11 protein-coding genes are annotated in these 16006 nt (G+C 45.0%); 7 read left to right on the top strand and 4 right to left on the bottom strand.

Annotated elements, in window-relative coordinates:
- Positions 1 to 49 precede the first annotated feature (49 nt).
- The 5 genes from panB to HQQ92_RS16060 all read left to right on the top strand — a co-directional run bounded on the left by panB (position 50) and on the right by HQQ92_RS16060 (position 5125).
- A complete protein-coding gene (panB, locus tag HQQ92_RS16040) occupies positions 50 to 847 on the top strand; it encodes a 3-methyl-2-oxobutanoate hydroxymethyltransferase (RefSeq protein ID WP_028761774.1) in 798 nt (265 codons plus the stop codon).
- Positions 848 to 871: 24 nt separating this feature from the next.
- Positions 872 to 1717: a pantoate--beta-alanine ligase gene (panC, locus tag HQQ92_RS16045; protein WP_173246722.1), complete on the top strand. Its 846-nt coding sequence runs from the start codon at positions 872 to 874 to the stop codon at positions 1715 to 1717.
- A gap of 390 nt (positions 1718 to 2107) precedes the next feature.
- Positions 2108 to 2635, top strand: a complete 528-nt coding sequence (locus tag HQQ92_RS16050) for a DUF4124 domain-containing protein (RefSeq protein ID WP_131525367.1) — start codon at positions 2108 to 2110, stop codon at positions 2633 to 2635.
- Positions 2636 to 3185: 550 nt separating this feature from the next.
- The gene (locus tag HQQ92_RS16055; protein ID WP_105251518.1) at positions 3186 to 3605 is read left to right on the top strand and encodes a curlin; all 420 of its coding nucleotides are present in this window, start codon (positions 3186 to 3188) and stop codon (positions 3603 to 3605) included.
- A gap of 14 nt (positions 3606 to 3619) precedes the next feature.
- A complete protein-coding gene (locus HQQ92_RS16060; protein ID WP_173246725.1) occupies positions 3620 to 5125 on the top strand; it encodes a curlin in 1506 nt (501 codons plus the stop codon).
- A gap of 174 nt (positions 5126 to 5299) precedes the next feature.
- Here the strand turns inward: HQQ92_RS16060 and HQQ92_RS16065 are convergent, their stop codons facing one another.
- On the bottom strand, positions 5300 to 5965 hold the full coding sequence (locus tag HQQ92_RS16065) for a LuxR C-terminal-related transcriptional regulator (protein ID WP_014611267.1): 666 nt from the start codon (positions 5963 to 5965) through the stop codon (positions 5300 to 5302).
- 394 nt (positions 5966 to 6359) lie between these two features.
- A complete protein-coding gene (locus HQQ92_RS16070) occupies positions 6360 to 6968 on the bottom strand; it encodes a DUF2238 domain-containing protein (protein ID WP_105251516.1) in 609 nt (202 codons plus the stop codon).
- A gap of 154 nt (positions 6969 to 7122) precedes the next feature.
- On the opposite strand from HQQ92_RS16070, the gene serA reads away from it, so the two are divergent.
- Positions 7123 to 8352, top strand: a complete 1230-nt coding sequence (serA, locus tag HQQ92_RS16075; protein ID WP_173246728.1) for a phosphoglycerate dehydrogenase — start codon at positions 7123 to 7125, stop codon at positions 8350 to 8352.
- Between the two features lie 154 nt (positions 8353 to 8506).
- Complete coding sequence (ygfZ, locus tag HQQ92_RS16080) at positions 8507 to 9469, top strand: tRNA-modifying protein YgfZ (RefSeq protein WP_173246731.1); 963 nt, start codon at positions 8507 to 8509, stop codon at positions 9467 to 9469.
- A gap of 88 nt (positions 9470 to 9557) precedes the next feature.
- Here ygfZ and HQQ92_RS16085 read toward each other — a convergent pair whose 3' ends face one another.
- Both HQQ92_RS16085 and HQQ92_RS16090 read right to left on the bottom strand, forming a co-directional pair.
- Entirely contained in the window at positions 9558 to 10574 is a 1017-nt protein-coding gene (locus tag HQQ92_RS16085; RefSeq protein ID WP_028759378.1) for a two-component system response regulator, read from the bottom strand.
- Between the two features lie 48 nt (positions 10575 to 10622).
- The gene (locus HQQ92_RS16090) at positions 10623 to 15947 is read right to left on the bottom strand and encodes a PAS domain S-box protein (protein WP_173246734.1); all 5325 of its coding nucleotides are present in this window, start codon (positions 15945 to 15947) and stop codon (positions 10623 to 10625) included.
- Positions 15948 to 16006 lie beyond the last annotated feature (59 nt).

A 16006-nucleotide genomic window follows, 5' to 3' on the forward strand; every position in this document is an offset into this window, starting at 1 on the left:
CCTCAGTTAGCTTATAACACCACTTCTATTTGGTTTGAAGATCATCCATATGTCTAAAATTACTAGCTCAACCCTGTTGAAATACAAACAGGAAGGTAGAAAATTCACGGCACTGACAGCCTATGATGCCAGTTTTGCCAGCGCGTTCGATAGCGAAGGTGTCGATGTGCTGCTGGTCGGCGATTCTTTGGGAATGGTTCTCCAAGGCCATGACGATACCCTGCCCGTCACTACAGCAGAAATCGCTTACCATACTCGCTGTGTTCGTCGCGGTATTGAACGTGCCCTGCTGATCGCCGATATGCCCTTTATGAGTTACGCCACGCCAGAACAAGCTATGGTCAACGCCACTGAGTTAATGCAAGCTGGCGCGAACATGGTCAAGGTCGAAGGCGGCCACTGGTTACTCGAAACCGTCACTAAGCTTACCGAACGCGGTATTCCTGTGTGTGCCCACTTAGGCTTGACGCCTCAGTCGGTTCATGTGTTTGGTGGTTTTAAAGTGCAAGGCCGCGATGCCGAAAATGCCCAGCGCATCCTCGACGAAGCTAAGGCTTTAGAAGCCGCGGGTGCTCAACTATTAGTCGTAGAATGTATCCCTGCGCCTCTCGCTGCGGCGATCACTCAAGCCTTAACGATTCCTGTCATTGGAATTGGCGCAGGCGCATCGACCGACGGTCAAATCTTGGTGATGCATGATGTGTTAGGTATTTCAAGTGGTTACATTCCACGTTTCTCGAAAAACTACCTAAAACAAACCGGTGAAATTCGTTCTGCGGTACGTGCTTATATCGACGAAGTTGCCCAAGGAACCTTTCCTGGCGAAGAACACACTTTTAACAAATAACAGATTTATGCAAGGTAAGGCTCAATGATCACTAGCGCCCATATTGATGATATTCGCACTCAAGTGCGTGCATGGCGTGCCAAGGGCGAAACTGTCGCCTTTGTGCCGACCATGGGCAATCTCCATCGGGGACACATCACCTTAGTGAAAGAAGCGGCTAAACGTTGTGATCATGTGGTGGTATCGATTTTCGTCAATCCAATGCAGTTTGGCCAGAACGAAGATCTCGATGCCTACCCACGCACACTCGCCGCCGACAGTGAAGCCCTCACCGCCGCTGGCGCTGAGTTGCTGTTTACCCCAACGCCAGCCGTGATGTATCCCAAGGGCTTAGCGCAACAAACCTATGTTGAAGTGCCAGGTATTTCAGATCTGCTCTGCGGCGCTAGCCGTCCGGGGCATTTTCGAGGCGTTGCGACTATCGTCTGTAAACTATTCAACATAGTACAGCCCGATGTGGCACTCTTTGGCAATAAAGACTATCAACAGCTATTAGTCATTGAAACTATGGTTGAAGACTTGTCATTACCAATTGAGATTATCGGTGTTGATACCATACGTGAGGACTCAGGTTTAGCCATGAGTTCGCGCAATGGTTATCTCACCGCCGCAGAAAAAGCCGCTGCACCAGCATTAAAACAGGCGATAGATGCTATGGCTGCAGGGATCAAACAAGGTCAGAGTGTTGATGCTGTCACCGAGCAAGCGAAAATCAGTTTAGTGGCGGCGGGCTTTACGCCGGATTATCTGGAAATTCGTCATGCCCACACGCTTGAGAAAGCGCAGAGCCAAGACCAAACCTTAGTCATTTTGGCCGCCGCCTATATAGGTAAAGCGCGACTTATCGACAACTTAAGGTTCGATCGCTAATCTCTTAAGCGTTATCAATAAATAAAAAGGAGCAGTCGCTCCTTTTTATTTACCTAATGACCGACCAGAAGCTATTTTCTTCTTTAGAATCAATCCAAGCGCCAAAAATTTGAAGCGTCAAAAAACTGGTTTTATCCCTAAATTTACGCCATAGTATGATGCAGATGTTAATTTAAGGTAAATGATTAGCGGCAGACATTGACGAGTGAATTTGACCTTATAATGATGCATGGCTAATCCTTGAATTTATTGGGCTTAACAGCCGGTTAAGCCTAATAAAAAACGGTTATAAAGGCATAATAATGTAAACGTCACAATCATTATTTATCATGCTTAATCAAACAATTAAATCATAATAGCTATGCAAGTGTACAAAGGATTTGTGGCCTCATGGCAAGACTGATACTCACCCTAATTTGTGTTATTTTGCCCACTGCAATACAGGCAAATACCATTTATAAATGCCGTAAAGATGACAAAATTGTCTTTAGCCAAACCGCTTGTCCGCAGGAATTTAGCCAACATAAAATCGAATACCAGTTAGGGATAACGACTGAAGTAGACTCTGATAAAAGAGACATTCCTGTCGATCCCTTACACACTCTACTGAATAGTAGAACCATTTCTAAAGAAAAATTATTGCAGTTACTCGACGGCGAAATATATCGTCTTAAGCAGGAAAATAGCTATTTTGAAATTCTGCGCGCCAGTGAATTGCAAAAATTAGAACGTAAGCGTTATTGGCAAAATAAAGAGAAAACCGATCCTGAATACATTAACGAAATGGACGATATCAATACTCGCTTCAATGCGTTAACTGTGAGTAATAACAGTGCGATGCAACAACTGGAAGACCGTAAAAGCCAAATCAGTACCGAAGCATTCCATGAAGAGTTAAAAGAACCAGAAAAGCACTGATCTCGCATAAAACAGTAGTATTAATCTTTTCTCTACCCCATTAAGGAATTCAATCATAATAATGGTTAATTTTCCGCTCTCAGTAATGTCCCTTTGTTTAACCTAGGATTCATTACCGCAAGGACAAGAAGCCTGTTGTTGCACACTGGGTAAATGACATAGGTTGCTACAGTTAATTAAACCCCACAGCAGTTTCTCGCTGGCACAAACGCGTACTTTTTTATCAAGAAAATGCAAACGCGATAGTCGATGTATTTCCCTTCACTTGTTATTGCATTGTTTAAAAAAATACTCTCTTCACAACAAATACGACTTAACTACTAGGACAACTAGGCTAGACCCCTTAAATAAAAATACGTCAATAAACATATAAAATCTATTTAATCAATACGATATAAATACAGCCATCATTTACCTTCCGTTAATCCTTTCTAGAATAAATACCCGTTTGGCCAATTGCGACATATTAACGGGACTCGTATCTTCAGGTCTGAATTTGGGATGCAAGTTGCTTTAAGCAGCCCAAGATATTTGATGCAAGGAGTCACCCGTGCCAAATACCTCTATACGCTTTTTGGTGCCGCTGATCTTGCTCTGTAGTTGTATGACTTCAGCACAAGAGCTGAATGTCAACGAGTTACCCGTAACCCTTCAGGCATTACTGGAACGTTCCGGTCGCGATAACCTTATCGAGCTGGTTCAACAAGGCACTGCCAACCAAGGATTACTGTTCCAGTCTGGCAGCGATAACAAGGCCGATGTAACACAAGTGGGCAATGATAACGATGCGCTAATCACACAGATTGGTTCAAACAATGAAGTCCAACTACTGCAAGTCGGCAGTCAAAATACGGCTTCAGTGACACAAATTGGCAATGACAATCTCGTGCAACTGAACCAACTAGGAAGCGGCAACTTTTCGATTCAACAGATTGCGGATGGTGCTGCAATCTCAATAACTCAATATTAAACAGGGAGCGTCACATGAAATCACAAGCTAAAAAATCACTTATTGCTTTGGCCATTGCAACAGGTTTAAGCGGTCAAGCTTTTGCTGCCAGTACAGTGAGCGAAATTAGCGTAGTACAGTCAGGCCAAGCCCAAGACACTTTAGTCTCACAAACGGGTGGCCTTAACGCCGCTGCGGTTGTACAAACAGGTAGAGATCAAACCGCAACCGTCATCCAAGACGGTGTGTGGCATGAAGCGGCTATTAATTCAACGGGTGATGATAACAAGGTCCAAATAACGCAACAAGTTGACTGGCATGTGGCAAGTGCAAATGTTGTAGGTGACAACAACAATGTAAATGTGTCGCAAGATGGTTTCTTTAACCAAAGCAGTAACGATGTTACTGGCAACGATAACACGGTATTCGTTAACCAATTAGGCGAAGTCAACGAAAGCCAAGTTGAAATCACTGGCGCTGAAAACAGCGTGTTTGTTGAGCAAGAAGGCGACGCAAACTTTGCAGTTTTTCGCGTTGAAGGCAGCAACAACGACGGTAAAATCACACAAATCGGTGACAACAACCAAGCAGGTTTAATCGCTCTCGACTTAACCGCTAACGTGGGTAACAACAACGACGTTTCTGTTAATCAAGCGGGTAACAATAACTTTGGTGCAGCGAAAGGTATTGCAGGTAATGACAACACAGTAGACATGGTCCAAAAAGGTGATAACCATGTTGGCTTCGTTTACGCACTGGCCGGCAGCGAAAACGATATTTCAATGGATCAAAAAGGTAACGGCAACACGGCTTATCTTGCTATGACAACGGGTGATGACAACAGTGTCGATATTACCCAAAATGGCAGCAGCAACACTATCGGTGATACTTTAGTGGCAGATATCCAAGGTGATGATAACGATATTACTATCACTCAAAAAGGCGATGTCAACGGTGCAGAGTTCCAAGTATGGGGCGATAGCAACGACGTTGACTTGAAACAAAAAGGCGATGCGAACTTCGCAACCTTTGGTGCATACGGTGCAGATAATGACTTCGATTTATCTTCTAAAGGCGATAACAACGAAATCATTGCTTTCGCTGATGGTCAAGATAACAGTATTGAAGTTAGCCAAGAAGGTGATGAGAACTTTGCTTATGTAGATGCCGTGGGTAGCGATAACGAAGTTGATGTTGAGCAAGATGGCGCTGAGAACGAAACATTGATTTCTGTTGCTGGCAACAACAATGCCGATGTCAGCGCACTTCAAAGTGGCGATCTTAACGTTATTGACCTGATTATTGAAGGTGATGAAAACACCGCGCAAATTACTCAATCAGGTAACGGTAACTGGGTAGGCGGCGATAGCGACACTTCATTTGCTTCAAATTCATTTGGCGTTAGCGGTGACAATAACAGCCTGTCAATCACTCAAACGGGTAATGACAACTTAGTGTTAGGTTCTCAAGCGGGCACTAACAACAGCATCAACGTGAACCAATCAGGCAATATGAACGTTGCCACTTTAGTGCAATACTAGTCAATACTGTTAAACCACCACAGCTAAACTCTTTGGTGGTGGTTTATAAAAAGGGTGTTAAACAAAAAGCGGGAATGTTTAAATAAACATTCCCGCTTTTCTATGTTGATATGCTAGTAATCATTAACATTAACCACTCACAGCGAAAAGCTAACGACCAATATCTTTAACTGACTAACTGCACAACTCAAAGTGAGTTTGATAGGTTTGCGCCCAACGTAAAAGCTCAACCCGATTACGAGACTGGGTCTTGCGGAAAATAGAAGAAATATGCGCCTTCACTGTATGTTCGCTGATACATAACCTATGAGCGATTTCTTTATTTCTCGCACCACTCGATACGAATTGAATGATAGTGCGTTCACGGGATGTCAGCATCTGCAGCATAGCCACAGTATCAGAGGGCATTTCATTATTACCTTCTAACTTTTGTACGACACGGCGGAACATTTTGCTTAGCAAAGTTCTATCGTACCAAAGTTCCTCTGCCACCATTTTACGTAAACCCGTTAACATCAGATCCATACGTTGATCGGCAAATAAAATACCTCGAATGCCGAGCAACATTGCAGATTCTTGGTCTAAGGAGTCTCGCTCAACTTGATACAGCGCCACAGGAAAATGTGACACTAATCGCGAAGCTAACAGAGGTATCCCTTTGTTATCTAATGCTGAACCTTTTTGGGTGATCAGATAAAAACTACGGCGACTCTTGTCTAAATCCAGTTCTGCCGCATGCTTTACTATACGCGTTTTCAAACCTATGGATTCAGCGAGTAACGCTAAATGACATGGCGCGGCCATTTGGTGTAAAAAAACCAATTCATTAATTGTGCTCAATGACTCTCCTCCCTGAAAAGTATTCTCTATTGCAAAATGGTATGTTTGACTCGTCTTTTTAGTTAGATTTTTCAACATTCCATTAACCTAGTTAATTCTGACTAGTTAACGATTGAAAAACATCACCCAAATGTACTATTCCCTGTTTAATGCTAGTAGGTTCGACTAACTCACCACAATAAAATGGAATAACAGTCAAAAATACCGTTTTACTTGGCCAACGCCCAGCACCTAATACTTTCCAACTATGACGTTATCAATCCAAAGTTGCAACACAAAGAAAACACAATAACAACACTAAAGTATGACAACTCAATGTCATCACACTCACACCATATATTTCAGGGAAGAAAGTCTTACAACTCAAACAGAGAGCATCACCCACTTTTAGCCGCTAAATCCTCTGCTTGAGTCTCGCGATTTGTTTATCTTGAAAACGAGACAGTAAAGCTAACGCGACAATAGCACCAATGAGGGCAAGAAACATGTCAGATTGGGTATCCCATACATAGCCTTGAGTCCCTAAAAAGGCTTCAGCCCCTTCGCCAGTTGCCACGGCAACCCACCATTCGATCAGTTCATAAAACGCCGAAAAAGCGAGTACAAAACAAGTGGCAAGAAACGCACACCAAGCCCCAGGTTTAACAGCTTGATTACGCAACATAATTTCACGGGCGAGCATGGCTGGGATAAAACCTTGCGCAAAATGACCCACTTTATCGTAATTATTACGTTCTGAACCCATCCAATCGGCAATCGTGTCGAATAACGGCACTTCAGCGTAAGTATAATGAGCACCTACAAACAACACACAGCAGTGTATTAAGACGAGAAAATATACTAAAGGTGTCAGTGGAAAACGTTTACGAGTAAAGAATAAAATCGGTACAGCAATCAATGCAGGCAAGGCTTCGAGCCACCATGTGAAAGGATCTGCGGGTTTTATCGCCGACCACACCAAAACTGAGAGGTAAATACCGCACCATGCGATTTTGTTATTCAATGTTTCTTCCTCTTATGCGATATTGTTCTAAATTTAGAATATTAACTTTAGCCATCTAGCCCTCCACACTGAGCAAAAAAAGTGCTACTTTGGTAGGTGAAGGTTGTGAGCATATCATAAGAAACATTTCTATTAATTAGAGGGTACCCATATCATGGCGAAACATTCGCTGGACAAGGATAAGATCAAGATCCTGCTGTTGGAAGGCGTCCACCAATCTGCGGTCGATGTATTTGAACGTGCGGGATACACCAATATCGAATACCACAAAGCTTCCTTAAGCGATGAAGCCTTACTTGAGTCCATTAAAGATGCGCATTTTGTGGGACTTCGTTCGCGTACCCAATTAACTGCAGAGGTGCTGAAACGTGCCGAGAAGTTAATCGCGATAGGATGTTTCTGTATTGGAACCAACCAAGTTGACCTTGCCACCGCCGAATCCCTTGGTATCCCAGTATTTAACGCTCCCTTCTCAAACACTCGCAGTGTTGCAGAACTCGTGATTGGCGAAATCATTATGTTGATGCGGGGTATCCCTGAACGCAACGCTATCGCTCACCGTGGCGGCTGGATGAAAACCGCAGCGGGCAGCTATGAAGTGCGTGGTAAAACCTTAGGTGTGATTGGTTACGGCCATATTGGTACTCAACTTGGCATTCTGGCGGAAACCTTAGGTATGCGCGTCGTGTTCTTCGATATCGAAGACAAACTGCCACTAGGTAACGCACAACAAGTCCATTCGTTGGAACTCCTATTAGCACAAGCTGATGTAGTAAGCTTACATGTCCCTGAAACTCCACAAACAAAAGACATGATAGGCGCTGCCGAGTTTGCAGCAATGAAAAAGGGCAGCATCTTTATCAACGCATCACGCGGTACTGTCGTCGATATTGAAGCTTTAACCGTTGCGTTAAAAGAACGTCACCTCGCAGGTGCAGCAATCGATGTATTCCCCGTTGAACCACAATCGAATGACGATGAATTTATCAGTCCTCTACGCGGTTTAGACAATGTTCTACTCACGCCGCACGTCGGCGGTAGCACGGCCGAAGCCCAAGAAAACATTGGTATCGAAGTCGCAGGTAAGCTCACTAAATACTCAGACAACGGCTCAACCGTTTCTGCGGTTAACTTCCCTGAAGTGTCATTACCAACCCATAAAGGCACCTCGCGCTTGCTGCATATTCACCAAAACCGTCCGGGCGTGTTGATCAAGATCAACCAAGCCTTCTCGGAAAAAGGCATCAACATCGCCGCCCAATATTTGCAGACCACTGCAGAAATTGGTTATGTCGTGATGGAAGTAGATACCACTCAAGCGGAAGAAGCCTTAGTTGAACTCAAAGCGATTGAAGGTACATTGCGTACCCGCGTGCTGTTTTAAACTTTAAACTCCACTCGCTTTAAGCCTATCGACTAAAGCACACATAATAAGGCGCACAGATCATTCACAGATATGTGCGCCTTATGCTTTTGAGCCAACTGGAATTCCGTTACAATCTAGCCTCTCACATCGTCTTCATTTTCAGGATCTCGCTATGACTATTTCAGTTTCTACGCCCCATTGGGATCTGGACGCTACCTTGCCTCCACTTATGCTTGCCAACTTATCTCATTTGGGCCTCATCAAAGTCGTTGGAGAACAAGGCCGCAGTTTTATCCATGGCCAAGTGACCACAGACATCAGCTCATTGGCCACAGATCAATGGCGCTGGGGCGCGCATTGCGATCCTAAAGGTAAAATGCTGGCCAGTTTCAGAACCTTTGCCATTCAAGATGCACTCTTTATGTTGATGCCAAAGGATGCCATCGAAGTCGATTTACCCCAGTTACAAAAATATGCCGTTTTTAGTAAAGCCACCCTAAGCAATGCATCCGCTGAGTGGACTCTGCTCGGGGTTGCCGGTGAACAGGCAAGCCAATTCGTGAACAAACATTTTGGTGACATTCAGCAAGAGCTCACACTCATTGAAAATGGTGCGATTTTAAAAGACGCCGAACGTTTTATTTTAGTATTAACACCAGATGCCGCAGCAGCTTTAGTTGCGCAATCGGAACTGAGTGTATTTGACGCCAGTGCATGGCAAGCGTTAGAGATTGCAGCGGGTTACCCCAACCTTGCCGCCAGCCATGCCAGCCAGTACGTACCGCAGATGTGTAATCTACAAGCGGTTAACGGTATCAGCTTCAATAAGGGCTGTTACATGGGACAAGAAACCATAGCGCGAATGAAATATCGTGGTGGTAATAAACGCGCCCTGTATATTTTGCGCGGTCACACCAATCTTCAAATCACCCTAGCATCAGGCCTCGAAATCGCGATGGAAGACAGTTTTCGCCGTGGCGGTCAAATCATTGAGTTTGTGCAGCGTGGCAATCAAGTCTTGTTAACCGCCGTACTTCCTAATGACACGGCTAATGATACTCAGCTACGTTTTGCCGACGATGAACAATCACATTTAACGATCCAAGCACTGCCCTACTCATTAGATGAAGCGTAATGCTTTGATTTAATATAATTAGTATAAAATATTGAAGCAGAATAAAGGCGCCAATGGCGCCTTGATCTTAGTCAATGCACTTCGAGCATCAATTTTCTAAATAAGTATCTCGAATGGCAATTGCTTCTGGCAGGATTTGCTTGAACTCCTCCACCAGCTTAGGATCGAAATGTTTTCCCGCTTGATTTTCAAATAGCTCCATAGTTGCTTCAATCGTCCAAGCCTGCTTGTAAGGCCGTTGCGAAGTCAGCGCATCGAACACATCCGCAATCGCGGTGATACGCCCTTCAAGGGGAATTTCTTCGCCTACCAAGCCATTGGGGTAACCTGAACCATCCCACTTCTCATGGTGAGTTAAGGCGATACGACGGGCCATTTGCAATAACGGATCACTATGTTCACCAATAATTTCTGCACCTATGGCGGCGTGCTGCTGCATAATTTCCCATTCCTGCGCATCAAGTTTCCCTGGCTTTTTCAGCACTGCATCGGGCGTACCGATTTTACCAATATCGTGCATAGGCGCCGCATTAAAAATCAAGTCACAAAAGGTCGTCGGTAAGCCGAGCTTTATCGCTAATATGCGGGCGTAATGGCTCATACGCACAACATGTAGACCCGTCTCGTTGTCCTTGTATTCAGCGGCACGGCCAAGACGACGGATAATCTCGAAACGGGTTTCTTCTAATTCGTGGGTACGAACTTTAACTTGTTGTTCGAGTAGACGTTTTTGATCATAAAGCGCAAGATGCGTTTTAACCCGCGCTTTAACGACAGGCGCACTTACGGGCTTAGTAATGTAATCCACCGCGCCCAATGCAAAACCTTGGGCTTCATCAGCAATTTCAGATAAGGCGGTCACGAAGATCACCGGAATATGGCTGGTCAGCGGCTCTTGCTTTAGCAGCTTGCAGACTTCATAGCCATTCATACCTGGCATCATGACATCGAGTAAAATCAAGTCAGGCCGCGATTTTGTCACTAACGCTAACGCCCTCGGGCCATCGATCGCCACTTTGACTTTGTAATCATCACCTAAAATACCAATCAAAATATCGATATTCTCAGGTGTGTCATCGACGACTAATATTGTTGCTTTTTCCATTAACAACTCCACTCAATGTCACGCATTATAAATTCGCGCTACCGCTTTCTATCCTAACTGTGTAATCACATCGTCAATTAAGTCGATTGCCTCATCAAACTGATACTGGTTAATCATAGATAAAGCGGGGCTTAATGTTTGCCACATCGCACTACTCACCTTCGGCTTTAACGCATCAATTTTTGCCACTGCGCTGGCATCGGCATCATCTAAGTTCTGCCGCAAGGCCTGTAATGCCGCCCTTAAATCTTCAGCAGATAATAAATCAACGGCTTGAGGTTCGGCTTGATTCACCGCTGCTGGTTTGGCGTGTTCAATCGCATCGCAGATAGAGGACACTAGCGGTTGAATTTGAACCAATTCATCTTCATAGGGCACTTTCTCTGTTAAATGCAACTCAAGCAAACGCGCTAATTCCACCAACTTTGCCGAACTTAAATTACCCGCTAAGCCTTTAAGGGTGTGGGCGATACGCACCGCATCTTCGACTTGATTCGCCGCAATCGCTTTGCGAACCTGCTCCACCACATTACGTTGACTGCTCACAAAACGATCAAAAATTCGTTGGTAAAGACGCGTCGAATGCTGCACCAGTTGCAAACCTCTATCGATATCCAGCTCAGGATGTTCTGGCCACTTGAGCAATACCGTTTGATCAGCGCCATTGCTGACTTCACCCTGTGCGCTGGACGAAGTTAACTGAGTTGAGGCTTCCGTCCTTATCGCAGCAGAAATTCCAGAAGAAGATCCGAGGTATTTCAATAGGGTTTGATAGAGCACATTCACTTCTATGGGCTTGGCAATATGGTCATTCATCCCAGCCCGAAGACACATATCTCTATCACCAGCCATCGCATTCGCAGTCATAGCGACGACAGGTAAATTTGCCAACTCAGGCCTTTTCCTTATCGCTTTAGTGGCTTGATAACCATCCATCACCGGCATTTGACAGTCCATTAACACTAGATCGAAATGCTGTTGGGATAGCTTATCTAAGGCAATTTGTCCATTGGTCGCTATGGATAAAATAATCCCCACTTGCTCTAAAAACTCGCTGGCGACTTCGAGATTCATCTCGTTATCTTCCACTAATAAGATACGCTTCCCTTGAAGTGGCAATAATAACTGCGGCGCCAGGTCTTCGGTACGGCGTCTGACTGGCAATATGCCTTCACGGCCAATCGCATTCATTATGCCATCGAGCATGCGTGAGGCGCTGATGGGTTTACTGATGTACCCCGCCAGTGCTAATTGCTCAATTTGAGTGATAAATTCATGATTCGCATGGGCGGATACCATAAAGATCTTAGGCTGAGACTTAGCCTGTAGTTGGATCTGACGGGCGGTTTCTAACCCGTCCATACTGGGCATTTTCCAATCGATTAATGCCACTTCATAGGTCTGCAGTAAACAGCGGCTTATTGCTTCTTCACCTGAACGAACCGTATCGACTCTAAAGCCCATACTTTCGAGCGTTGTACGCATTATGTCCCTAGCGGTCGCGTTATCATCTACCACCAGCACAGACATGCCCTCAAGCTCTTGCTCAAGCACTAATTTTTGGCCCTCGGAAATTTGTAACTTCACAGTGAAATAGAAGGTGCTGCCATGACCAAATTGACTTTCGACACCAATATTGCCCCCCATGAGTTCAACGAGTTGCTTGCAAATAGCCAAGCCTAAGCCTGTACCACCGTATTTACGGGTGGTTGAAGTATCCGCTTGGGTAAAGGATTTAAATAATTTTGCTTGCTGCTGCTCAGTTAAGCCTATGCCGCTATCACGCACACTAAAACGCAGCACGACATCATCATCTTGCTGTTCAACAAGATTTAACGACAGTAATACTTCACCCCGCTCGGTGAATTTAATGGCGTTATTCATCAAGTTAATCAACACTTGACCTAAGCGTAGCGAATCACCATATAAATAACGCGGCACGTTAGGGGCGACTGCAAATAACAATTCAATCTGCTTATGTGCGGCTTTCTCAGAGAACATATCGCTGAGATCTTCCAGCATAGTGTCGAGCTGAAATGGCACAGATTCGATGTCGAGCTTACCCGCTTCAATCTTAGAGAAATCCAGAATGTCATTGATAATAGACAGTAAAGACTGCGATGCCCTCTCAATCTTCTCCACATAGTTTTTCTGTTTTTTATCTAATTCGGTCTGTAAGCACAGCTGGGACATGCCAATAATGGCATTCATTGGGGTGCGTATTTCGTGGGACATATTCGCCAAGAAGTCACCCTTTGCTTTACTGGCGGCATCGGCTTGCTCTTTGGCAAGTAACAGTTCATCGGAGAGCAATTTAAGCTCTGTCATATCGACCATGCTGATCACAGCCGATTCAAATTGTCCTTGGGCATCTAACAATGCCGACACATTGACCGTCATCCATAAAGGCGCACCGGAAGGACGAATAAAACTCCTCTCGCCACGATAATGGTCAATTTTGCCACCGACCAATTCCTTAAATTGCGCCTTGGCAATATGCTTATCTTGCGCGCTAAGGACCTCAAAAATTGCGGTATTGCGTAAACTCTCCCGTGACCGCGCCATATCGGCACAGAATTGGTCATTACAATCTAAGATAACGCCTTTAACATCCACATTGACGATACCAATGGTCGCACCATCGAACAGTGCCTTAAAGTGCGCTTCACTGAGGGCTAACTCTTGTTCTATGCTCTTGCGTTGGGTAATGTCCATTACATACCCATTCCAAGTAATGGCGCCATCTTCTACATGGCCACTCGCCCCCGCCTCCATCCAACGAATGCTGCCATTGGGATGGCGATAACGAAACTCGCGTATCCATTGCAGTCTGTCTTCACTCTGACCCGACAATGCCCGCACGACATCGGGCCTTTCTTCATCAAAAATCCGCTCAGCTATGATGTCAAAATTACTCATTAGATCATCGCGATGTAGCCCCAGCATTTTCATTGCCGCACCAGAGAGAAAGGTAAATCTGCGATCAGTAGGCGAGTGCCACAACAATTGGTACACGGTACAAGGAATAGACTCTGTAATATTGGTCAATTGCAGGCGCGAAGCCTCCAACTGCCCTATAGCAAGCTTACTCTCTGTGATGTCATCAATACTGCCGTCGAACCAAAGTGGAACGCCCTCTTCGGTATAACTTGCCTTACCTTTCTCATGCACCCAGCGCACACTGCCATCGCGATGGCGGATACGATATTCCACTTCAAAGGTTTCTTGCTGCGCGAGTGCTCTATCAATATGCAAATGACATGTAGGCCTGTCCTCCTCTAAAATCAGCGAAGCAAAGGTACGTTGGCGATTTTCAATAAACTGACTCGCTGCATAACCCGTAATCTCAGCAATATTGTCACTGATATATTCCATGAACCATACATCCCCGATGCGAGTCCGATAAACGGCGCCGGGAATATTAGTCACTAAGCCACGAAAACGCTGTTCGCTATCACGGATCTTCTGCTCAACGGCCAGTTTTTGTGTCATATCGCGTATTGAAGCCGCCACTTGCCTTTGTCCATCAAAGGCAGGGGGAAGAATACTCAGCGCTATTTCCGCAATAAATTCATTACCATCGGCTTTTAACGCCCGTACATGACGGGCATTTGCCATGCCTCTATCGCGGCCTTCGCGCAGGAATGTTTGCCGCTCAAGTACATGCCCGTTTCCTAACTCTTGCGGCAATAACGCCTCAACCTGCAAACCCAGCATAGCGCCCGTTTCGTATCCAAAGAGCTGCTGACAGCGACTGTTAGTAAAGACGATTTTCCCAAGTTCGTCGACGATGAGCATGGCCTCGGGAGCGGCTTCTAGTACGGCATTTGACCAGACTGCCGCTGAAAACTGCTCAGTAACATCGGTAAATAACATCTCCACCGACATTAACTCACCCGTATCTGATAACAACGGCTGCATAAACACATCGAGTCTTCTTAAATGCCCTTTTTCATCCAGCATTTCCACTTGGTGCGAAGGCACATTTTGGCCCTTTAAGGCCAAATCGGTATATTCCCAGTTCTTCTCATTGAGGGGATTAGCCGAGAAGAGCCTTTGATATTTGCGCTTGAGCAAATCAGGGGTAATCCCCAACACCTTAGTTACCCCCTCACTAACCTGGGCGAGTTGACCATTGGGTTCGAGGGAACAGTAGAAAGACTTTTCACTCATGCCATCAATTAGACGCGCAAAGCGATTACCGCGGGAATCAAGAATGGCTTGTTCACGTTCTGCGAGTAATTCCGCCATTTGATTGAAGGTAGTACTCAGCGTCACTATTTCACTCACGGCACCTTTAGGTACAATGAGCTGCTGAGCTTTACCCTGTCCAAAGGACAAGATACCCGACTCGAGTAGCTCTAACGGCCGAGTTAATCGTTTCGCCGCCAGATAACAAGTCAGCAATAATAAGAGGGTTAATAAACTTAAATTGAGGATAATAGATGCTAGATCATCAAGTAGGGAGTTGAATAAATCTTGTTCTGGCGCGAATACAATCACACGCCACTTTAATTGAGGGACAGTCGCAATACTCGCAAGATAAACAACATCTTGGTTATCAACAAACCTTGCTTGACCATCAAGCCTTTTATCCTGTAGCGTCCAAAAATCGGCATTTTTATTCTTATCGAGCCACTGGGCTGAAGTCGTTGCCAGCACTTTTTCTTTATCTATATGATAAATAAGCCGCCCTTGATCGTCTAAAACCACCAGACGATTTGGTGCAATCCCCAATTGTTTTGGCAATCCATCTAAGGCTAAATCAACCGTGGCGACTCCAAAATAATTGCCTACCTCACCAAAAGGAGCCGAATAGGTCAACATCAGAATATTCCCAGCCCCCTCATCAAAATATGCCTTTGACCAATAACCGTTCGCTTGATTGATAGCCTTACTCCACCAATCCCAAGTGCCATCGGTATAGTCGTAGCCTTCAGCACCAATATCGAGGTAGTGTAAATCGTTACCACCACTTGTATCGCGGTAAACATAGGGGGAAAAGAGCTTTCGATTGGGGAAGGTATTAGGTTTAAATGCGACTGCGGAGCCAAAAAAATCAGGGTTACGTTTGACTCGATTCATCAAGACACTTTTAACACTCTCAGTGTCATTCATGTCTTCTTTACTTGACAAAAAACCAATAAAATCAGCAAGGCCTTGGGTGTTGGCCTGCGCATGTTCGAGCAGAAACTGCAGACGAGAAGCCGAATGACTCGCCTCTTGTGTCAGGCTATGGTAAAGCCGATTCTCTGAGGAGATATAACTAAACCAAGCGTTTACACCATAGACACTCGCCATAATTAAAATGAGAGGCAAGGCTATGTGGGATAAAATTCTACTGCGAAAAGTACGAAGTTTACTTTTTTCCATGGTGTCGCCCTAAAGCCCTCGATTTTATAAGCACTGCATTTAAAAATAGCACTTATAAA

Source organism: Shewanella sp. DC2-4, from assembly GCF_013248875.1.
Classification (GTDB): domain Bacteria; phylum Pseudomonadota; class Gammaproteobacteria; order Enterobacterales; family Shewanellaceae; genus Shewanella; species Shewanella oncorhynchi.